The following is a 21,278-nucleotide window of genomic DNA, read 5'->3' as shown; positions in this document are numbered from 1 at the left end:
TATTTAATATGCCAAACGATATTCAAGAAATGACCAGGCATCTACAAAAAAGAACCGGGAATGTATTATGTTCTGCTGATATGGCTTTACACTGGTTTGAAGATAATCCAAAAGCCATTAGGGGAGATGGGGATGCAGTCAAATATACCCTTAGGCGATTTCGTCGGCAGGCCAGACAACTTGACAATGCTGCTTACCAGCCACCTGCCGTGGCGGTTTTTGGAGCGTCTCAGGCAGGTAAATCCTATCTTGTTTCAAGTTTGGCGACAAAACCAGGACAGGCATTGATAGCGTATTATCAAAAAGAAAATCTTAATTTCTTAACGGATATGAATCCACAAGGGGGTAATGAGTCAACGGGGCTTGTATCTCGTTTTACGACGCGGAAAATTGACGTTATTGATGAAAATATGCCTGTTCCATTACGATTGTTGTCAGCGGTTGATGTCATAAAAATATTGACCAATACATCAATTGAGGATTTTAAGACAAAAGATGCCGAAATTGACGATCAGTCACTACAGAATTTGTTTCAGTCCATGAAACCTTTTATGCAAGACAAGATCATTAATTCAATTATAGATATTGATGATATAGAGGTTCTATATGAATATTTAAAAAAACAATATCCCGACCATCATAGATTTGAAAAATTAAGAGAAATTTACTGGCAGCAACTGAGGGAAACCGTTCCGTATATTCCAGCTCATGAATCGGCTGTCTTGTTTTCACCATTATGGAACAATCTGGGGCAATTTACCAATTTAGGAAGAAATTTATTTACAGTTTTAGGAAATTTGGGAAAAACGGAAAATGTCTATTGCTCTACAGAAGCACTGAAGCCAAGAGAAAAAAGTATATTGAATGTTGAAACCCTATTCACGCTTGGAATGAATTCCCAGGATAAAATTACCGTTTTGACTTCAAAAGGGGAAAGACAATCAATTGATCGTTCAATTGTAACGGCATTGACGGCAGAATTAACCGTTCCAATAGGAAGTGATGCTCCATGGGCATTTCTCAAGGAAACTGATTTGCTTGATTTTCCTGGCGCAAGATCAAGAGAAATGATTTACGATCCACAAGCGTTTCTCCAGGCACCAGAAGCTTTGGGACGTTTATTTCTTCGGGGAAAGGTGGCCTATCTTTTTCAACGCTATGAAGCCGAACGTGAAATTTCGGCAATGTTATTGTGTATTGGTGATTCCATACAGAATGTTTCAACCCTGCCAGGTATGATTGATGGATGGGTAAGAAACAGTATCGGTGCGACGGAAGAAGAACGTAATAGACAAAGAGATAATTTGTTTGTTGTTTTGACAAAATTTGATCGGGAGTTTGAACAAAAAGCAGGAGAATCTCCTTCATCAAGCACAAGATGGACAGCCAGAATTAATGCAAGTCTAATTGACTTTTTTAAAACGTGCAGTTGGATCGAGAATTGGAGAGATAATCATCCTTTCAATAATCTTTACTGGTTACGCAGTCCCTCTATAAGTTTCCCAGCTGTTATGGATTATACGGTCGTTAACGGACATAAGGAAGAAGCTGGAATTGCTGAACGGGCAAAAAATTTAGTTGAAACGATGAAACAGGCTTATTTGAGTAATCCTGAAATCAAGCGTTATGTGGCTGATCCTGAAAAGGCATGGAATGCTGTTTTACAGCCAAATGATGGAGGTATCACCTATCTTGCCGGTGCATTGGGAAAAGTATGTGACGCACGGTTAAAAGTTGAACAGATCAATGGACAGATCGAACATCTTGCTGTTAATTTGGCACGTTTCATTTCACCTTATTATCATAGTGGCAATACGGAAGAAGCTATCAAAAAGGCTTCATCGGAGGCTCAATCAATAGCTCTTTCATTGATGCAATCCGTCAAATCACAAATGTTTGGATCTTTGTTACGGTCACTCCAGGTTAGGCGAGAGGATATGATGGAAGCATGGCATAGTATGGAAATGCAGCTTTCCAACCAGAGATTGTTGATCGGTCGAACAAGTGATGTAGACGATCTTTTTCAGGATATGTTTCCAGATGCCGATTTATCGGATCAAAAACAGGAAAAAGAAGTGGATACGGGACAGGCAAAAGATCGTCATGAACAATATGCCGATTTAGTATTGTCCAAATGGAATCATATTATGGATGATTTTTCTCGTAATGATCAGGTTGAACAGCATTTTTATATTTCAACAGAACAATTAACCGCATTAACGGCAGAGATATCCTTGCTTGCAAGACGGTTAAATCTCAGGGATAGGCTCGCTGAACAGTTAAGACGCAATGCGGCGCTTTTCACCAGTGGTTCATTAAAGGGGGAAACACAGGTTTTGTTGGCAGAAATGGAAATTGGTAATTTTGTTTATTATTTGGGTTATCATTCCGTACCATTATCTGAAAGACCCATGACAAGAGGATTAAAGGGTGAGCATCATGTATTCGAACCAAGAGAGGCACCCAATGATATATTGATTTTACCTGAACATCCCGTTCCATATCACGAACGTTTTGTTCGAGATTGGATTTCAGCCATGGTACAGCGATTTGAAGAAAATGCTGGCGCGTCCAGTCTTGATGGAATTGATCCAGCTGCAAATGAAGCCCTGGGGCGTATCATAACCGTATTAAAAGGTGTATAAAATGAATTCGGTATTAAAAATTTCAGCATCAGGACCAGGTGAAGCCGCTATTACCGTAATAAGTAAGGCAGATTTGAAGGGACAGAATTTTAATATTACGTTTCCACAATTTCCCTCAATTCCTGTTCAAAAGGTTATACGTCAGGAACAACAAGGAAATGATCTAGTTTTATTTATTGAAGCTGACCGTTTATGTGATTTACTGGAGGCGGGGAGCCCATGCCAGATCAAGGTTCCGGAACTGGATCTTGTCCAAACCGTAATCTGGCCTCCCATTATCGGCAAACGAAGTGTTTCCAGAAAAGTTGTTGAAAATAAAAAAATAGATGATGTCAGCAGTCCCGGGAAAGAGAAAAAAAATTTAGAAATAGTTAATAAAATAAATGGGCAACAAGAAGAACCCACTGTTTTCCTGGATCAATCGGGAGCTGAACCGGATATAGAAACTGTTGTAATGGATACTGAAAATAATCGAGTTAATCAAAATGAAAACAAACCTGATTTACCGGTCATAAATCCAGAGATACAAAAGAAACGCTCCGTTTTTCCACAGAAAGAGGATTTATTGAATAGTGAAAATCTGCATGGAGAATCAAACAAGACCAGAAGCAAACTTCCCTGGATAATTTTAGTATCAGGTTTGGGTCTTTTGTCGTTATTCAGCATTGGAACAGGAATTTATATAAAAAAACATCATGTTCCCAATAAAAATCCTTCTGTTAAGGAAAAAACTATAGAAAACAAACCAGTAATAAAACAGAGTAATGATAAAAAGAATAATGATGATGGAAAACAATCTAAAAATTCCCAGAAGCAATCTTTTCCTGAATCAACCAAATCCAATTCCCAAAACAAGGCGAAAAATTTGGAAGTAATGCCATTACAGGATGTTCTTAGCAAAGCACCCAGCACATTGGCTATTACTAAAGAGGGGGAAAGGCGGTTAGAAAATAAGCAGGCTGATGATGGAATTTTGTTACTGGAAAATGCAGCATCCAAGGGGGAAAGTGAAGCAATGGTCAAGTTGGGTTTACTTTACAGTCCTGTAAATTTCAAGGTGGATGGTCCCATTCCCAGTCCTGATATGCGTGAAGCGGCACGATATTTCCAGATGGCTGCCCAAAAAGGCTCTCGAGAAGTTGTTGCCCCACGTCAGGCATTGTACGACTGGTTAAGTAAAAAAGCTGAAACTGGTGATGAAATGGCTCGTCTTACGTTAAAGGATTTTTGGCAGTGAGAAAAATTCTGAATAAATCATTAATTCTTTCGCTATTGTATTTTTCAGCAATAGAAAGTTCCTCAGTTATTTTTGCTGATTCTGCTGTTTCCCCATCCTCCACACCATTGCTTATGGAAGGAAAACATAATCTTTATCAAAAAATCATAACTAGACCTGGTGTTGTCTTATCAGATTCACCCTCAAATCAGAATGCGAAACCGATTGAGGGCTTCAAGGTTTTTTATGTTTATAAACGTCAGAAAGATACACAGGGAAATGAAGATTGGTTGCAGGTTGGAAGCGATACCCAGGGTCATATTGTAGGCTGGGTGCCAGCTGATAAAGTAATTAACTGGGCGCATACAATGGTTGGTGCCTTTACCAATCCGGCTGGACGCGAGCGTTCATTGTTCATGAAAAATGAACAGGATGAAAAACAGATATTGCTGGATCAATCTGGTGGGGATAAAGCCAAGGAATTAGCAAGAAATGCACTGGCCGGTAATCCTGGTCCGGTGATAGCCATGGAACCTGAAACATATGTAGATATCACTCATAATTTCTATTTGTTGCCAATTCTTGATGCCCAGCAGATAGATCGTCCAAGTGGTCCTCCATTACGTTTGCTTCATGTCGTTTCCGCTCCGTCACAAAAAAGCAAACCTGATTCATCGCCAGCGAATTTGAGGAATTTCAAGGCCAGTTTGGTTTTTGTTATGGATACGACTGTAAGTATGGAACCCTATATTGAACAAACTCAGGCAGCGGTTAAATCATTGATTAATTCAATAAAAAATACAGCGGTTAAAAATAATTTTCGTTTTGGATTGGTCGCCTTTCGGGACAGTTTGAAAGATAATCCGTCACTGGAATATGAAACAAAGGTTTTTGCAAGACCCGATTTCAAGCAACCTGTGGATAGTGTTAACAATGCCATAGCTTCTGTTCATGATGCAAAAGTTTCGTCAAAATCTTTTGACGAGGATGCTATCGCTGGAATTAAAACCGCACTTGATGAAATTGACTGGAATCAATCAGCTGGTAAATATATTATTCTGGTGACGGATGCAGGTGCAAGGGAGGCAAATGATCCTCACAGTATAACTAAACTGGGAATTGAAGAAATCAAACAGCTTGCTGAATCAAAAGGTGTTGCTGTATTTGTTGTTCATTTATTAACGCCTGCAGGTCAGAAAATCAATAATCATACCAGGGCCGCAAGCCAATATAGAAAGCTAAGTCAGTATGGTACGGCTGGATCCTTATATTTTCCTGTTAGGGGGGGGACACCAGAGGCTTTTTCAGAAGTGATTCAGACCCTCACAATGGCATTATTGCAACAGGTGGCGGATACAACAGGTAGACCTATAGCAGGATTGAATCCGTCAAAGAAAAATGCTCAATCTAAAAAAGCAGAGGATCAAATCAAAGTTGTCAGCCAGGCTATGCGTCTTGCCTATATGGGTAAGGAGGAAAATACTTCCGTTCCTGATGTGATTTCGAGTTATACTACAGATCGGGATTTGACTAATCCAGTAAAAAAGGCCATTGAAGTACGTGTTCTCTTAACCAAAAACCAGTTGTCAGATTTAGCCCAATCCTTACAGATCATCTTGAAAACAGGATTAGCGGGAAGAACCGAACCACAGACATTTTTTACCCAACTTCGTTCAGCCTTTGCAACAGCGGCCCGTGATCCGCAAAAAATTTCCCAATCTAAAAATATTGGCGGATTACTGGGAGAATATTTGCAAGGTTTACCTTATAAGTCGGATATCATGAACATTTCGGAACAGGATTGGCTTGCAATGGGAGCAATTGCGCAAAGAACAGTTCTGAATAATGTCGAAAGCCGTTTACGACTTTATCAGGAATATGAGTCTCATCCTGATCTTTGGGTACAGTTAACTGGAAGCAAAGATCCTGGTGAAGCGGTTTATCCTGTTCCCTTGGAAGCCTTGCCTTGATGAGAGAATTTTCGGGAAATCCTCTTATTTTTCTTGATAATGTTGCATATGAATTTTCTGATGGAATCAAAATTAATATTGATCATGCAGAAATTAAAAAGGGTGATCGTATACTCATTTCCGGTCCTTCAGGATGTGGTAAAAGTACGGTATTGGGAATGTTATCCTTATCCTTGAAACCGACAAAAGGACGTAATTTCTATTTTGAACAAAATGATATTTTAAAATTATGGAATAATTACAGACGGGATCAATTGGCTCATTTAAGGTCAGCATATTTTGGTTTTGTTCCGCAAACAGCGGGCCTAATACCTTTTATAACTGTAAAGGAAAATATAACTCTACCCTTATCGATTATTGGAAAAAAGAACAAAGTCTGGTTTGATCAGTTGATTACCTATCTTGAAATTGGACCAATTTTATCTAAAAAGCCATGTCAGGTATCTGTTGGCCAGCGTCAAAGGGTGGCTGTTGCAAGAGCATTAATCAATAGACCCATGATTGTTTTAGCGGATGAACCCACGGCTTCTGTTCATCCCACTCTAGCCGACGAAATTTTACATTTATTGGTTGAGACAGTAACGGAGGCTGGATCCGTTTTAATCATGACCTCACATGATGTTAAACGGGCGTTACAATATGGTCTAAAGGAGATGGCGTGTAATATTGACAATAAAACGAAAATAACACGGTTACGGATCCATGCATAAAAATCTGCATTTATTTTTATCCGCTAAACTTGCCTGGAAAGACTTGAAAAATGAACCAATTTTATCGTTATGCCATATTCTGGGCATTGTCGCAGTTTTGGCCCCTTTAATTGTCATTGCCGGATTAAGAAGTGGTGTATTAACCAGTATTAGGCAATCATTGCTTGAAGATCCTCATGTCAGGGAAATAGTCACAATATCCAATCATAGTTTTTCCCTTAATGATATAAAGAACATTAATTCAAATAACGATATTGCATTTATCATGCCTCGAACCCGTACACTGGCAGCAAGTTTGTTTATGGAAAATATGACTGACAAGAATAATGGTGATGGCAGGCATATCATGTTAGTACCTTCAGCCAAGGGTGACCCCTTGTTAGGTAATATTTCAGCTTTTATACAAAAAAATGATGAAATTTTTTTATCAGCCTCAGCGGCCAGCTATTTGCATATTCATGAGGGAGACCAAGTAAATGCCATTCTTGAAAGAATATATCATAATACTAAACAGCAAATAAATTTTCCTTTGAAAGTCGTATCTGTATTGCAACCCTCCGTTACAGATAAGGATTGCGCCTTTGTATCCTTGTCTTTGGCTGTTGCCGTGGAAACCTATCAGGATGGTATTGAAGACTGGCCCGTTCAAGTTAATAATTTCAAAATACCGCCAAATATCATGTATTCTGGTTTCCGGTTATATGCCAAAAATTTGACTGATGTGCCAAAATTAGACAGGAATCTACGTAATAACAATATAGATATCATATCAAGAGCAGGAGATGTTTCTGGATTATTATCGTTAACACAACGCTTGCAATATCTTTTCATCTTAATCGCGTCATTAGGAGGGAGCGGTTTATGTATTTCATTGGGATCTGGCCTTTGGGCAAATACCGAACGTAAACACAGATCTCTGGCTTTATTGCGCTATTCTGGATTTTGTTCATTGGATTTAATTTTTTTTCCACTTTTTCAATCTTTTATTCTTGCATTTTGCGGTCTGGCGATTTCGTTCGTTGCCGCGATAGGAGCAGGAGAACTGATTAATCATTTATTTAAAAATATTCTACCACAAAATCATGTTTTATTTTTGTTGAATAAGGAATTGATTTTGGCAACTATCTGTTTAACCTTTGGGGCAAGTTTCATAATCAGTTTTTTATCGGGAAAGAGAGCAGCCAAAATACAGCCATGGGAAGGGGTAATTGCTTTATGAAACAAATTGTTTTGATTATTGGACTTGGTATTGGATTTTTTCCTACTATTTCAAAAGCAATAAACGCATCATGGCCAAGTAAATTTATAGATATCCATCCAATGAAGGATGATTTTGCCTTGCCATTGCCTTGTGGAGGTAAAATGGTTTTTCGTAAGGTTGAAGTGCCAACAGAAGGTGGAGTTTTGGATGATTTACCAATTCAGATAGGACAATCTGAAACCCAGGAAGGTTATAGCGATTATATAAGGCAAGCGCAGCTCGCAGCACCATTTTCTAGCAGGGTGAATGGAAGTAATTTCTATTATATTGGGAAATATGACGTTACAAGAAATCAATATGATGCCATTCTAGATCAGGATTCATGTAAACAACCCGATCAGTCAGGACAGAAAGCAGTCAATAATATTTCATGGTTTGAGGCTCAAAATTTTGCGGAAAATTGGTCTGTTTGGCTATTGCAACATGCTAAAAATTCATTGCCAAAACGTGGTAATAAATATGGCTATATCCGTTTACCTACAGAAGCGGAATGGTATTATGCTGCTCAGGGAGGCAACAAGGTTAGCGAAACGGATTTTCTTGCACCAACATGGCCAATGCCAGAAGGAATTGAAGAATATGTTATGGCTGGTTCGGAACTGGCAAATGGTCAGGTTCAAACGGTAGGTAGCATGAAACCAAATCCTTTGGGGTTATATGATATGTTGGGAGAAGTTGGGCAAATGATGCAGGATTATTATCATTTGAATCGTGTGGGACGTCAGCATGGATTAACAGGTGGAATAATAGTAAAAGGTGGAAATTATACATTTAATCCATCGGATCTCAATACGGCATTACGTGAGGAAATCCCTCTATATGATCAAAATACCAATCAACCGACACATCTCGCAACCATGGGTTTTAGAGTTGTTATTTCCGCACCTACATTGGGTAGCCTGCAAGAAACCAATCAGGCATCATCAGAGTTTGATCAATTATTGCAAAAATCCCAAAAAGTGACAGCCAATACGCATCAGCTGATTGATAAGCTTAAGAAACAGACAACAGAGGCATCCTTAAAGGCCGGGCTTGAACAGATATCAACACAACTGGATCAGGATGCCAGAGCTCGTAATGATTTCTTGGCGGCAACCATGCGTGCCCAAATTGAAGCGGCATCCGCTTTGGCATTAAATATTTGGGAAAATCAACATACAATATTGATTTTGGAAAAGGAATTATCGCTTTTGAATATGTTGAGCCAAAAACAAAAAAACGATATAAAATCAAACATTATCAATCATAAACAAATCTTAAATAATTCAATTGACGGGTATTTGGAAACTATTCGTAAAATAGCAGATTCATCATCGATTATTGATAGAAAAAAACAATTCACCATGATTGAAACAGCATATAAAGCTAGAAAACTCAATAATCTGGCGTTTTTTGCCAATCGAATACAGGTATTGCTCTCTTTACCAAAAAGTAAGTGGACAAATGTATATGTGCTGCAAGATATGAAAAATATTCAGTCAAATCAGGCAAGAGATTCTGTGAACATCAATAATAAAAACAATAATTGAAGTCTATAAATTTAATTTTACAGACCTCGAGAAAGAATTATAAGACAATACGGATTTGATCTCTTAATCAGTTTTTTTTTTATTTTTTAATGCATTTTCAATATAATCCAATCTCGATTGAAATGGATCAGTTTCAAATTTGATACCGGTTGTTGAAAAATTGAGTAATTTATCAGGATGAATTTTAAATTCGGAAAATTCCGATAATCCGTCTACTTTAGGTTTTGAATATTTTGCAAAATTGACCCAGTATTTTTTTATTGCTTCTGACATGGCATTGTCTTGAGGTGTCAAGGATGAGTATACTTTGTTCAACGTTCCAAAAACATAGGGTAATTCTGATGCATGTGGTGCCCCATAGGAAGTATAAGGACGGGCCGAACTGGTAATATAGGAAAAACGATAGCGATAGACAGGAACATTTTTACTGGCAATTTGTTGTGTCAATAACCGGGTTGGTTCAAGAATTTGAATATCGGCCATAAATTGATGCAAAATTCTGGTTTCGGATAGTTTTCCATTCGGATTATAAATTTTATTGAGATCCTCTATATTCATTCCCAGCTTGCCTGCCATAACTTTCAAACCGGATTGGTTAATCATAAAACCATCGCCACTCGTATCACCGATTAATGTAGGAACAGGATAAAAAGCACCTTTTTCAAAAGCACTATCAAGGGATTGCTTTAACATGATACCATCAATAATCAATCCTGAAAAATAGTCAGGTTGTAGATCATCTAAATTCAATCTATCGACAATGGTTTCAGCAGGTAGCTTACGCAAATTTTCCAAAGCATATTCATCGTTTTGGATATTATTTTTTTTTGCGAAATTTAGGCCTGTTTTTTCTGCGTCATCAATGGTTCTGGGTGGGAAAAAGCGTGAATGCCCTGTTCCAGATTGAATAATGGCCTTATTAAATAAACCTTTTGCCTCTGAAATGGTCATTAGGGATATAATTGAGGCGCCGCCGGCAGATTCGCCAAATAAGGTGATATTATCGCTATCCCCCCCAAAAGAGGAAATATTTTTCTGTACCCATTGTAAAGCTGCAATTTGGTCCATAATTCCATAGTTTGCCCATTTGTTCTCCTCATTTTCTTGCTGTAAGTCCGGACGTGCAAAAAAACCAAAACGTCCAAGTCTATAATTGAAAGTGACAACTATAACCCCTTCATTTGCCATTGAACTGCCATCGAAGATTTCCTGATTACTTCCGCCGGAAACAAAACCACCGCCATGAATCCAGACCATTACAGGATATTTTTTTTGGGTTTCGTTTTTTTCAAAAAAGGATTTTGGCATCCAGATATTAAGATATAAACAATCCTCGCTTGTTAAAGGAAAGGTTTCTTTCTTATCCCATCGATTGGGATACTGACTGCAATTTGGTCCATATTCAGTGGTTGTTTTGATTCCCTGCCAAGGCTGAACAGGCTGTGGGGGAAACCACCTGAATGAACGAACAGGAGGCGTGGCATACGGAATCCCTTTGAAAATAGCAAGTTGGTTATCAAAATATCCCTGAAGTGTTCCTTGATTATTTAATTCAATAAAAGGATGTGATGTTGATGCTGAAGTCATTGTAATAAGCGCCAAAGATGATAAAAATGTGAGAAAAAATTGAAATATTACTTTTTTTAAAAAAGGGTATTCATACATGCGTATTGTACTTTTTTATGAAATGAACAAATCTGAATGTTATAGGTCAGTTGACTCAAATAGTATAAATAAATATCTCTTTTATGATATAATTATCACCTTACAACAATTATCGTGATTCCAAAATTTATTAAAGGATTGGATCATGAACCCATTTGGTTTAGATTATTTGTATTTAATAAAATATTAAGGTAACGTATGTCCAGATCCTATTTTACTAAAATTATTATTGGCTGTTCCTGTTTTTCATTAATGGCATGTACACCTGCCTATAATCCAAATCTATCTCCCGAACAAAATCGACAAATGCAAAGAAATTCCCAATTCAATCAAACGCTTGGGACAGGAGCATTGAGCGGTGCAGCTCTTGGAGCTTTGGTAGGAGGTTTGGCTGGTCATGGTAAGGGGGCTTTGATTGGTTCATTAAGTGGAGCGGCATTGGGAACCGGTGCTGGATATGCTGTTGCACATCGTACAGAAAATCAGCAGTTACAGGAAGATCAATTGAACAAACAAATTGCCGCCGCTCATCAGATAGCTTTGAATGCAAGTAATGACGCGCAACAGGCATCGCTGCAGATTGCTCAGTTACAGAGACAACTGGCAAACCTTAATAAACAGATAGCGTCAAAACAAATTACTGTTAGACAATATAAACAACAATTATCTCATTTTAATAATCAAAAAGCCCAATTAAACAATAAGATAAATTATTATTCTAAACAAAGTGACCAAATGCACCAATACGCTCAGATAGCTCATGATAATCGTTTTGAGCAGGAAGCACAATCAACAGATGCAGCAGTTAGCCGTTTAAAATATGCCGAGAATATTCTAGTGAATGGCATGAACAATCAACCTGCAGGTTGATTAAAATAAATTTTCAAAAGGATTTATTAATGAAATTCTATCAATTTATCATATCCTTAACTTCATTCATGATATTGACAAACTGTTCCAATCCTCAAAGTTGTGATCCTGATAAAACAAATTTTTTTAGCGGATTGGGATGTTCTGTTGGTAATGGTTATAATAAACGCTCCCAGAATTTGAATAATCAATTGCAATATGAACAGCAAAATGCGGTAAACCAGCAACAAAATGCGGCTCAGGCTCATTCACAATCCATTGAATTGCAGTCCAGGTTAGAACAAAGACGCAATCAATTGACTCAAATAGATAATCAGGCTTGGGCTGCACGGAAAAAATTGCAGGATGCTCGAGCGAATCATAGTTTGACGCAACAGCAGTTAAATCAGAAACAAAAATTGCTGGATAATTACAATGCAAGAAGATCCAGGGTAAATGATGATCCTTCACAACAGGATCTAAATGCTCTGTCAGCAATCTTGGGTAAAATGTAATGAATAATTAGGTAGCTTTCCTAAATTTATGAAATATTGTAAAGGATGAGATCCAGCAGAGTATAAATATACTGATAATTATAAAACCTGCAGACCCTAGATTTTCTTGTAATTCTTGAATTTGATCCCAAAAAAATCCGGAAAGCTTGAATTTTTCCTGTAACAACCCTAGAATTTCAATTCCACCAATGACAGTCGCGATAAAAATTGAAAGGCCAGTCATGGTTAGATTATACCATAATTTCCTTAGTGGTTCTTTAAATGCCCAATTATAGGCACCTGTCATAACAATACTGTCTGTAGTGTCAATCAGGGTCATTCCGCAAGTAAATAAAAGCGGAAAAACCATAATATCCCACGTGGCCATGCCTTTAGCTGCCTGTATGGCGGCAATTCCCAATAAACCGATCTCGGTTGCAGTATCAAATCCCAAACCGAAAAGAAAACCCAATGGTAACATATGCCATTCCTTGGACACCATGCGAAAGGCGGGTTTTAAAATTCTCGATAAAAATCCTCTTGAAGCGAGTATATTATCCATATCCTCGATTGAATAGGATTTATTTGCACGAAAATCTTTGAATATTTTCCAAATTTTCAAAAATATAAAAAAATTGATAAATGCTATGATCAACAAGAAACTGCCGGATACCAAAGTCGCTAAGGTGCCACCAATTAATTGGAATTCATCAATTTGTGTTTTGAACCGATTGGCAAAAGTTGCAACGAGCAGACAAAAAAGAATAACTATACTTGAATGACCAAGAGCAAACCATAATCCAGTGGCAAGGGAAGGTTTTTTATGTTGGGTAAATTGTCTGACAACATTATCAATGGCAGCAATGTGGTCTGCATCCACTGCATGACGTAAACCGAATACCCAAGCCAAAAACGCTGTGTTGAGAAGAAGAGGTGATTGGTAAAATGATTTCAGTGCCCAAATCCATGCAAGTATATTTGCAAGTATCAAGAAAAAATAAATGGAAATGACAGATTTTACCGGACGTTTAGGAGAAATTCGCATCAAAATCCTTGAGATATATATTAAAACCCCTTTTATTAAAGTAATTTAACCTTAAATAAAAGGGGCATTAAGATTCAGATTTTAATTTTTTTTACACCGTAAAAGCGAGAGAGCTGCAAAGATACCAACGCCATCAAGGGCGAGATCCTGTTTTCTTTTATGTTTCAAACCTGCAGCAAACATGCATGTTGCAGCTGCCAATAGGGTAAGAGCGCCCAATTTTGAGGTTTTTTTGCATAAAAGCATTGATGCCCCAGCAACTTCAAGGCCACCAACTATTTTCATATTGGTTTGTGACCAATTCATTTCAGAAAATCTTTTTTCTTGGATGCTAGCGCCTAAAACCTTGCTTGTTCCACATGCAGCAAATCCCAAACCAACAAGGGTTTTAAAGATTTTTTTGCAACATTTAGCCATAATTATAATCTCCTAAATATGAATATTTTGTAAATAAGTGTAACAATTACCATTCCAAGAAATTAAGTAAATAAATTTGAAATGAACTTATTTAAAACTGTAAATATATTTTACAAAATGACTGTAAGAAAATCTATATAAATCGAAGATTATGATAAATTAAGCTACAGCTTGTTTTAATGCCGCCGTAATTTCTTTCGTAGTTACATCACCTCCCAGGTCACGGGTTCTGACTTTATCCTCTACAACAACTTTATGAATTGCCTTATCAATTCTTTTTGCAAGATCGTCACGCTTAACATGTTTCAACATTAAGGCTGCGGCTCTCAACACAGCGATAGGATTGGCGCAGTTTTTACCTGCTATATCTGGAGCGGAACCATGAACAGCCTCAAACATTGCCGCTTTTTCACCGATATTAGCGCCTGGTGCAAGACCCAGCCCACCTGTTAAACCTGATGTCAGGTCTGATAGAATATCCCCGAAGAGATTGGTTGTAACGATTACATCGTAGGTTTCGGGTTTTATAACCAGTTCCATCGAACAGGCATCAACAATACGTTCCTCACAGGCAATTTTGCCTTCGTATTCCTTGGCAACCTTGCGACCCTCTTCAAGAAACAGACCGCATAATTCTTTAAGAATATTGGCCTTGTGAACAAGTGTAACCTTTTTACGATTGTTTTGCACTGCATAATCAAAGGCAAATTTAACAATTCTCCGGCATTCTTTACGTGAGGTGTAACCTGCACATGTGGCGATAGCTTTCAGATCATTATCAACAGGGATATGATTTTCCATGGCAGCATAAAAACCTTCGAGATTTTCACGTACTACAACAATGTCAATATTATCAAATCTGCCACCCTGAATAAGAGTTTTGGTGGGACGAACATTTGCATAAAGTCCGAATTCCCTGCGTAGGGTAACATTGATTGAACGGTAACCTTTACCTACAGGTGTTGTCAGGGGTCCTTTCAATACCAGGCCAGTTTTGTGAATACTCTCGATTGTTGACTGAGGCAATGGATCGCCTGATGCATCCACGCCAGCCATGCCCGCAAGTTGTCTGTCCCATTTGAATGGTGCCTGAATGGCATCGAGAATTTCGATAGTTGCACCAACAATTTCGGGACCTATTCCATCGCCTGGGATAAGGGTGGCTGGAATTAGAGATTGATTTGACATAATTGTACCTTTGAATGATTCTAAATAAAAATTAAATCTATGTTAATTTCATATATTTTTATCATCGATCTCGGGGTTAATAAAGGCATCAACTATCAAATGAACGTGCACATTTTCATGAGCCATGTTTGCTCGTTTTTATTCAGATGAGGATAGATCAAATCGGTAATTTGTTTATGATAATTGTTTAACCAATTTTTTTCCTGTGGGGTTAACAAAGTTGAATTTATGATTTTCCAGTCAAAAGGGACAAGCGTTAAGGGTTTAAATTTCAAAAAGTTATCATAAGGAGCCTTGCAAACAAGTAAAAGATTTTCAAGACGGATACCATGATGTCCAGCAAGATAGTATCCTGGTTCATTGGAAAGAATCATTCCTTCTTTTAGGGAAATAGGAAAGGGTTGTGATGATATTCGACAGGGACCTTCATGTACGGAAAGATAACTTCCCACACCATGACCAGTTCCGTGATCATAATTCAAACCGTTCTGCCATAAAGCGTAACGTGCCAATACGTCAAGTTGACTCCCTGTTGTTCCAATTGGAAAAACGGCTGATGAAAGTGCGATATGGCCTTTTAGAACCATTGTTGCCTGTTCACGAATTGAGGAGGGGGCAAATTCTTTCCCCATCCAAATGGTGCGGGTGATATCTGTGGTTCCGTTTTTGTACTGCCCGCCACTGTCAATAAGGTAAAGCTGATTTTCCCTTATAATCGAGTGGTTTGTTTTTGTTGCTTGGTAATGGATAATCGCACCGTTGGAACCGGTGGCAGAGATTGCAGGAAAACTCTCCTCTTTGTAAAATTTTCCCCCGGTTTCTATTCTGAACTGGTTGAGTTTTTCTGCCACTACAGTTTCGGATTTATCAATACCTTGTTTCTCAAGCCAGAATAAAAAACGGCACATTGCAATACCATCCCTGATATGGGCATTTATGGCACCTTTTTGTTCAACTTGATTTTTGCATGACTTGGGCAACAGAATGGGATTTGTACGATAATGAATTGATATTTCTTGTTTTTCGAGAAGTTGAATAAATCCTATCGGTGTCTGATTTTTATCCAATCCTATGACAAAAGATGTGATTTTTCTTAAATCTGAATATATATCATTTCGTGAACATAATTTTACAGTGTGACCAAGAAAATCTGACAGTGTTTCGGAATATTGTTCCTGATCTGCATATAAACATACATGATCTCTATATAAAATTGCAAAAACAAGTGGGATAGGGCTATATGGAACATCGGAACCACGAATATTAAGAAGCCAGCATATAGAGGCTGGATCACAAAATATAAAAGCATCTTCATTGTTGAAAAGTAGTTCTTTTTGCAATTTTTCAATTTTATTATGATGTGATAAACCAGAAAATTCCAGAGGATGAGGTTCAATAGGTTGATTAGGATAGTCTGGTTGATCCAGCCAAAGTGTGTCTATTGGATTATCAGTTATTGGAACAAGTCTTATTTTATTATTTTGTAGTGATTCCAAGTTTTTTTGACTCATTAATCTTGGGTCATATCCTAATTTTAATTTTTGCAGATGATTGTGATCTAAGACCCATGCAAGAGGTGATTTATGGGAAATATGATGATATTCCCATAATTCTTGGTTAAGCTGCTGTTGCATTTGAAGAATATAGCGTCCATCTGAAAATACAGCAGCATTATCCGGCAATACAACAGCTATGCCTGCACTTCCCGTAAATCCAGTCAACCACGCAAGGCGTTCGGCATAAGAAGCGACATATTCATTGAGAAATTCATCCCCGCGATTGATTATAAATCCGTCAAGATGATCTTTTTTTAGTATGGAACGAAGCGAAGATAGTTTTTCTGTATGTTGCATAAGATGATTTTATTCAAGGTTATTAATGATCTTAATTTATTATTTTGTACATGAATAATAGATCTAGCCATTTTTCAAATTTTATTCCTGTTTGCGGTAAGATACCTGCATGTTTGAATCCGAACCATTCATGTAATCGTATCGAGGCCTGGTTATTGGCGGTTATGGCAGCGACCATGACATGTACATTATTTTGGGAGGCATAATTCACAAGATGCTTCATCAGTTTTTTGCCAAGTCCTTGACCCTGGGCTTCCGGAATCAGATAAACCGAATGCTCAACAGTATGTTTATACCCGTCATAGGCCCTGAAATGTCCATATGTTGCAAAACCGAGGATTTTTTGCTGTTCATTGACGGCAACAAAAATCGGGAATCCCTCTTTTTCATGGTTTTCGAACCATACTAGCTGTTCATCATAGGTGCGGACTTTTGTCATCCAGAAAGCCGTTCCATAAATAATCTCTCGATTAACGATCTGGAGGATACTGTTAAGATCCGTAATTAATGCATGGCGGATTTGAATCATGTTTCTCTCGGTTTTTTAAGAATTAATGTCGCCCAATGTCCCTGTGAAACTTTGTCTTCAAGTTTCAGACCCTGTTTTTGATGTGCGGACAATACCATTGCTGTTTGGGATACAAGTAGACCCGATAATATTGCTATACCTTCAGGCTGTAAATTTCTGGCTAGATTTCTGGCCATTTTACATAAGGGGCGTGCAAGAATATTGGCAAAAACAAGATCATATGGAGCTTGCTTTCGAATTGAAGGTGTCAGCCAACCATTACCAACCTCACAATGGACGAAATTCCCCAGTTTGTTTCTTTTAACATTTTCTCGGGCAGCTCGAACGGACCATGGTTCAATATCAACAGCCAGAACCTTTTGATGGAATAAGGCAGCTGCAGCCATTGCCAAAATTCCTGAACCACATCCAAGATCAAGAATTTTACGAGGTTTTTTATAAGCGATCTTTTCAAGGGCAATTAGGCATCCACGAGTTGAACCATGTTCACCAGATCCAAAAGCCACACCTGCATCAAGGGTTAAAACAACACGTGAAGAAGAGATTGGATCGTTTAAATGCGTGCCACGAATAATGAACATATTACCCACTTTTTGAGCAGGAAAAGATTCATATGTTTTTGCAAGCCATCCTTCTGTTTCAGTGGAATGTTTTTGGATTTCTGGAAAGAACTGGGTAAGGCCGCCTGCTAACGTAATTGCATTGTTAAGCTCTTTATCTCCATAGCCTGTATCCTTGATTCCTTCCAATCGCCAAAGATTCTTGTCTTCATTTTCCTCAAATATCCCTACGGTCGGGCAAACCGTGTTCAGGGCCTGTTCAAATATTTCAATATGTTTTTCTGGAACAATTAGTGAAATGGTTTCAAGCGCATTGGCATGCCGTTTAGTTTTTAATGTCATGATGTTTCCGTCACAAAGCTGTCTATAACGTTTTTAATTCCGGTTTTATCGAAATTGATTTCAAGCTTATTCTGTTCAGTCTTTAATACAGTTCCATAACCGAATTTTTGATGAAACACACGGGCACCTACAGGAATATTTTTAGATTTTGGCAAATTTTGACGTTGTTTATTCGGTGTAAAAATATTTCCAAAAGAAATGGTGTCTCGGGTTCCTTTTTCTTTTTTTCCAAAATTCAAATTATCAAAATAATTTGGATTACTATGGTTTCTATTGATTCTGATTGACGGATTTACAATAAACTGGCTGGGTAATTCTTCAATGAAACGGCTGGGAATTGCTGATTGCCAGTTTCCATAAATCTGGCGGTTTGCGGCATAGGATATCACCAGATTTCGCCTGGCACGGGTAATGCCAACATAAGCCAAACGTCTTTCCTCTTCCAAGCCATTCAATCCATTTTCATCCAGTGTGCGTTGTGAGGGAAAAAGGCCTTCCTCCCATCCCGGCAAAAAAACCGTATCAAATTCAAGGCCCTTGGCGGCGTGAAGTGTCATTAAATTGACCTTGTCATCTCCACTCAGTTCATCATTATCCATTATAAGAGAGATATGCTCCAAGAATTCATTCAAAGATTGAAATTCGGACATCGCCCGGAAAAGTTCCCTGATGTTTTCAAGTCTGCCTTCTGATTCAACAGAGTTGTTTTGCTGCCACATCTCAATATAGCCGCAATGATGAATCAGGTCATCAATCGCTTTGAAATGACCACCTTTTTCACTCATGGATCTTGCCATTTCAAGTTGAAGCATCAGTTGATTCAGTTCACTCGCTACCTTACCCCTGATTATTCCTTGATTTAATGCTTGCTGTGCTGCCATCGTTAGGGAAATATTGGATTCTCGGGAAAGCAGATGCAATTTCTGAAGGGCGGCTTTGCCAATTCCGCGTTTCGGAACATTAATGATTCTTTCAAATGCCAAATCATCTGACGGCTGGGCGACAGTGCGCATGTAAGCGATGACATCGCGTATTTCAGCACGTTCATAAAACCTTACCCCGCTAATGATTTTATAGGGTATTCCCAATCTAATCATGCATTCCTCAAAAGGACGGGTTTGGGAACTGGTACGCATCAGGATTGCCATATCGCCAAATTGTTGTTCCTTTTTGTGAAAATCAATAATATTTTTACAAATGATTCTTGCCTCTTCATCGGAATCATAGGTTGAGAGAATTTTAACTTTTTCTCCTTCAACGGTGGCATTGGCAGCGTGAAGAGTTTTTCCCAATCGTTGCGAGTTAAATGATATCAAGCCTGATGCGGCACCAAGGATAGAGGAGGTTGAACGATAATTATTTTCCAAACGGATAATTTTAGCCCCTGGAAAATCCCTTTCAAATCTCAAAATATTGGTTATATCTGCCCCACGCCAGGAATATATGGATTGATCGTCATCTCCCACACAGCAAATATTGGCTTCTTGTCCATTTTTTTGGGCTAATAATTTTAACCATAAATATTGTATCATATTGGTGTCTTGATATTCATCAACCATAATATACGTAAAATAACGCTGATATTTTTCCAAGATATGTTGATGCTGGCTAAAAATATTAAACATATGCAGCATAAGATCGCCAAAATCACATGCGTTAATTTCCCGCAGGCGTTTTTGATAATGGGCATAAATTGTCTTGATTAGGGAATTTGCGGATTTATTTATTTCATCATTAGGCAAATTATCCGGTGAGTAACCCTTGTCTTTCCAGAACTGGATTGTACCAAGAATTAACTGTGGGGATACTCTTTTTGTGTCGATTGAATAAGCGGGTGTAATTTGCTTGATTAGGCGTAATTGATCATCTGTGTCCAGAATGGTGAAATTAGAGGTTAATCCGACAAGTGTAGCATTTTGCCTTAACATCCTTGCACATATTTTATGAAAACTTCCCAACCATAATCCCTCGACTGGTTTATTTATAAGGCTGGCAATTCTTTCGCTCATTTCTCTTGAAGCTTTATTGGTAAAAGTCACCGCTAAAATCTGATTGGGATACGCTTTTCCTGAAAGGAGAATATGGGCAAAACGTGATGTTAAAACACGAGTTTTACCGGTTCCGGCACCAGCCAGCACTAGAATAGGACCTTCTGTTGTTTCAACAGCTTTTTTTTGCGTTTCGTTAAGTTGGCTTAGATATTGGGTCATTACGCTTTACAGGATTGAATTAATTTTCAATATTGTTGATAAGGTGATTGATGAAATCAAATGATAACAGGTTGAACATATTAATGGATCATAATTCTTCTTTACCCTCGAATGATAAAGGAAGCAAACCTTTTAAAAATTTGGACGGTAGGGGACATCGCAACCGTATGCGTTCAAAAATTTTATCCAGGGGAACAGATGTTCTCGAAGATTACGAGATCCTTGAAATGCTGTTATATTCAGTCATTCCCAGAAAGGATACAAAACCTTTGGCAAAACAGTTGATTAACCAGCATGGTTCTTTGGGGCATGTTATCAAAGCAAATACAGATCGTACTGATCAGATCATATACAGTAAGAGATTTACTGAATTGATACAATTCATTCAATTGGTGGCTTTGCGTCTATGCATGTCTGATTTAATTGTGCCAACAAGTTTTAAACGCTTGAATGAAATGGTTGTTTTTTTGGAAAAAAACTTTCCAAAACAGGATAAAATCAATCTTAAATCCTTGAGGATAATTTATTTAAACAGTCAATATAACTTCATCAAAGAATATTTTATGGTGTATCCATCAAAAAATTCTGTTGCGTCTATACTAAAGAAAGCAATTGAAAATGATGCGGCTCAAATTGTATTGGTACATTATGTTAATGACGAAATAAATCCTGATATGAAATATCAGATTGAACAATTCTCCAAAATGTTGCAATCAAAGGTTGGTTTTTTTGATTTAAATCTCAGTGAACATTTATTTTGTGTTAATCATCATTATGTTAGTATATTAAAATAAT

General features: G+C 37.8%; 17 protein-coding genes. 9 read left to right on the top strand and 8 right to left on the bottom strand.

The window, feature by feature from the left end; all coding sequences use genetic code 11:
- Window positions 1-8: 8 nt before the first annotated feature.
- From H3T46_RS02030 to H3T46_RS02005, 6 genes are read left to right on the top strand one after another with little or no spacing between them, the layout of a single operon-like run.
- Entirely contained in the window at window positions 9-2,645 is a 2,637-nt protein-coding gene (locus H3T46_RS02030) for a virulence factor SrfC family protein (RefSeq protein ID WP_198197272.1), read from the top strand.
- Between the two features lies 1 nt (window position 2,646).
- On the top strand, window positions 2,647-3,882 hold the full coding sequence (locus tag H3T46_RS02025; RefSeq protein ID WP_198197271.1) for a sel1 repeat family protein: 1,236 nt from the start codon (window positions 2,647-2,649) through the stop codon (window positions 3,880-3,882).
- Entirely contained in the window at window positions 3,879-5,831 is a 1,953-nt protein-coding gene (locus H3T46_RS02020; protein WP_347400998.1) for a vWA domain-containing protein, read from the top strand. The genes H3T46_RS02025 and H3T46_RS02020 overlap by 4 nt, the downstream gene beginning before the upstream one ends.
- Window positions 5,831-6,541, top strand: a complete 711-nt coding sequence (locus H3T46_RS02015) for an ABC transporter ATP-binding protein (protein ID WP_198197270.1) — start codon at window positions 5,831-5,833, stop codon at window positions 6,539-6,541. Before H3T46_RS02020 ends, H3T46_RS02015 begins: the two co-directional genes overlap by 1 nt.
- A complete protein-coding gene (locus H3T46_RS02010) occupies window positions 6,534-7,760 on the top strand; it encodes an ABC transporter permease (RefSeq protein ID WP_198197269.1) in 1,227 nt (408 codons plus the stop codon). The genes H3T46_RS02015 and H3T46_RS02010 overlap by 8 nt, the downstream gene beginning before the upstream one ends.
- Entirely contained in the window at window positions 7,757-9,331 is a 1,575-nt protein-coding gene (locus H3T46_RS02005) for an SUMF1/EgtB/PvdO family nonheme iron enzyme (protein ID WP_198197268.1), read from the top strand. Before H3T46_RS02010 ends, H3T46_RS02005 begins: the two co-directional genes overlap by 4 nt.
- A gap of 63 nt (window positions 9,332-9,394) precedes the next feature.
- Here H3T46_RS02005 and H3T46_RS02000 read toward each other — a convergent pair whose 3' ends face one another.
- Window positions 9,395-10,918, bottom strand: a complete 1,524-nt coding sequence (locus tag H3T46_RS02000; RefSeq protein ID WP_198197267.1) for a carboxylesterase/lipase family protein — start codon at window positions 10,916-10,918, stop codon at window positions 9,395-9,397.
- A 276-nt stretch (window positions 10,919-11,194) separates the two neighbouring features.
- Here H3T46_RS02000 and H3T46_RS01995 point away from each other — a divergent pair, with 276 nt between their 5' ends.
- Both H3T46_RS01995 and H3T46_RS01990 read left to right on the top strand, forming a co-directional pair.
- Window positions 11,195-11,866: a glycine zipper domain-containing protein gene (locus H3T46_RS01995; protein ID WP_232349952.1), complete on the top strand. Its 672-nt coding sequence runs from the start codon at window positions 11,195-11,197 to the stop codon at window positions 11,864-11,866.
- A gap of 29 nt (window positions 11,867-11,895) precedes the next feature.
- A complete protein-coding gene (locus H3T46_RS01990) occupies window positions 11,896-12,360 on the top strand; it encodes a hypothetical protein (protein WP_198197266.1) in 465 nt (154 codons plus the stop codon).
- Window positions 12,361-12,367: 7 nt separating this feature from the next.
- Here the strand turns inward: H3T46_RS01990 and H3T46_RS01985 are convergent, their stop codons facing one another.
- The 7 genes from H3T46_RS01985 to H3T46_RS01955 form a co-directional block, all read right to left on the bottom strand.
- Window positions 12,368-13,384, bottom strand: coding sequence for a HoxN/HupN/NixA family nickel/cobalt transporter (locus tag H3T46_RS01985; RefSeq protein WP_155580460.1), 1,017 nt, complete (start codon window positions 13,382-13,384; stop codon window positions 12,368-12,370).
- Window positions 13,385-13,465: 81 nt separating this feature from the next.
- A complete protein-coding gene (locus tag H3T46_RS01980) occupies window positions 13,466-13,801 on the bottom strand; it encodes a DoxX family protein (RefSeq protein ID WP_110438064.1) in 336 nt (111 codons plus the stop codon).
- A gap of 159 nt (window positions 13,802-13,960) precedes the next feature.
- Window positions 13,961-14,989 (bottom strand): isocitrate/isopropylmalate dehydrogenase family protein, encoded by a 1,029-nt coding sequence (locus H3T46_RS01975; protein ID WP_155565514.1) that lies wholly within the window; start codon window positions 14,987-14,989, stop codon window positions 13,961-13,963.
- Between the two features lie 95 nt (window positions 14,990-15,084).
- Window positions 15,085-16,842, bottom strand: coding sequence for an aminopeptidase P family protein (locus tag H3T46_RS01970; protein ID WP_198197265.1), 1,758 nt, complete (start codon window positions 16,840-16,842; stop codon window positions 15,085-15,087).
- A 31-nt stretch (window positions 16,843-16,873) separates the two neighbouring features.
- Window positions 16,874-17,371 carry a GNAT family N-acetyltransferase gene (locus tag H3T46_RS01965; protein ID WP_110438061.1) on the bottom strand — a complete coding sequence of 166 codons (498 nt, stop codon included), beginning with the start codon at window positions 17,369-17,371 and terminating at the stop codon, window positions 16,874-16,876.
- Window positions 17,368-18,273, bottom strand: coding sequence for a 50S ribosomal protein L11 methyltransferase (locus H3T46_RS01960; RefSeq protein WP_155565512.1), 906 nt, complete (start codon window positions 18,271-18,273; stop codon window positions 17,368-17,370). Before H3T46_RS01960 ends, H3T46_RS01965 begins: the two co-directional genes overlap by 4 nt.
- Entirely contained in the window at window positions 18,270-20,483 is a 2,214-nt protein-coding gene (locus tag H3T46_RS01955) for an ATP-dependent helicase (protein WP_198197264.1), read from the bottom strand. Before H3T46_RS01955 ends, H3T46_RS01960 begins: the two co-directional genes overlap by 4 nt.
- A gap of 83 nt (window positions 20,484-20,566) precedes the next feature.
- Between H3T46_RS01955 and H3T46_RS01950 the strand changes: the two genes are divergently transcribed.
- On the top strand, window positions 20,567-21,277 hold the full coding sequence (locus tag H3T46_RS01950; RefSeq protein ID WP_198197263.1) for a JAB domain-containing protein: 711 nt from the start codon (window positions 20,567-20,569) through the stop codon (window positions 21,275-21,277).
- Window position 21,278 lies beyond the last annotated feature (1 nt).

Source organism: Commensalibacter sp. M0133 (assembly GCF_016101485.1).
In the GTDB taxonomy this organism is placed as follows: domain Bacteria; phylum Pseudomonadota; class Alphaproteobacteria; order Acetobacterales; family Acetobacteraceae; genus Commensalibacter; species Commensalibacter melissae.
The sequence above is the reverse complement of the archived record's forward strand: the minus strand, read 5'-3'. Positions and strand labels throughout refer to the sequence as shown.

What these genes read in the sequence shown, in the direction of transcription:
- H3T46_RS02015 (WP_198197270.1), top strand. Translation starts at nt 5,831, where the DNA reads ATGAGAGAATTTTCGGGAAATCCTCTTATTTTTCTTGATAATGTTGCA.
- H3T46_RS01975 (WP_155565514.1), bottom strand. Translation starts at nt 14,989, where the DNA reads ATGTCAAATCAATCTCTAATTCCAGCCACCCTTATCCCAGGCGATGGA.
- H3T46_RS01990 (WP_198197266.1), top strand. Translation starts at nt 11,896, where the DNA reads ATGAAATTCTATCAATTTATCATATCCTTAACTTCATTCATGATATTG.
- H3T46_RS02000 (WP_198197267.1), bottom strand. Translation starts at nt 10,918, where the DNA reads ATGACTTCAGCATCAACATCACATCCTTTTATTGAATTAAATAATCAA.
- H3T46_RS01995 (WP_232349952.1), top strand. Translation starts at nt 11,195, where the DNA reads ATGTCCAGATCCTATTTTACTAAAATTATTATTGGCTGTTCCTGTTTT.
- H3T46_RS01955 (WP_198197264.1), bottom strand. Translation starts at nt 20,483, where the DNA reads ATGACCCAATATCTAAGCCAACTTAACGAAACGCAAAAAAAAGCTGTT.
- H3T46_RS01965 (WP_110438061.1), bottom strand. Translation starts at nt 17,371, where the DNA reads ATGATTCAAATCCGCCATGCATTAATTACGGATCTTAACAGTATCCTC.
- H3T46_RS02030 (WP_198197272.1), top strand. Translation starts at nt 9, where the DNA reads ATGCCAAACGATATTCAAGAAATGACCAGGCATCTACAAAAAAGAACC.
- H3T46_RS01980 (WP_110438064.1), bottom strand. Translation starts at nt 13,801, where the DNA reads ATGGCTAAATGTTGCAAAAAAATCTTTAAAACCCTTGTTGGTTTGGGA.
- H3T46_RS01970 (WP_198197265.1), bottom strand. Translation starts at nt 16,842, where the DNA reads ATGCAACATACAGAAAAACTATCTTCGCTTCGTTCCATACTAAAAAAA.
- H3T46_RS01960 (WP_155565512.1), bottom strand. Translation starts at nt 18,273, where the DNA reads ATGACATTAAAAACTAAACGGCATGCCAATGCGCTTGAAACCATTTCA.
- H3T46_RS02010 (WP_198197269.1), top strand. Translation starts at nt 6,534, where the DNA reads ATGCATAAAAATCTGCATTTATTTTTATCCGCTAAACTTGCCTGGAAA.
- H3T46_RS02025 (WP_198197271.1), top strand. Translation starts at nt 2,647, where the DNA reads ATGAATTCGGTATTAAAAATTTCAGCATCAGGACCAGGTGAAGCCGCT.
- H3T46_RS01985 (WP_155580460.1), bottom strand. Translation starts at nt 13,384, where the DNA reads ATGCGAATTTCTCCTAAACGTCCGGTAAAATCTGTCATTTCCATTTAT.
- H3T46_RS02005 (WP_198197268.1), top strand. Translation starts at nt 7,757, where the DNA reads ATGAAACAAATTGTTTTGATTATTGGACTTGGTATTGGATTTTTTCCT.
- H3T46_RS01950 (WP_198197263.1), top strand. Translation starts at nt 20,567, where the DNA reads ATGGATCATAATTCTTCTTTACCCTCGAATGATAAAGGAAGCAAACCT.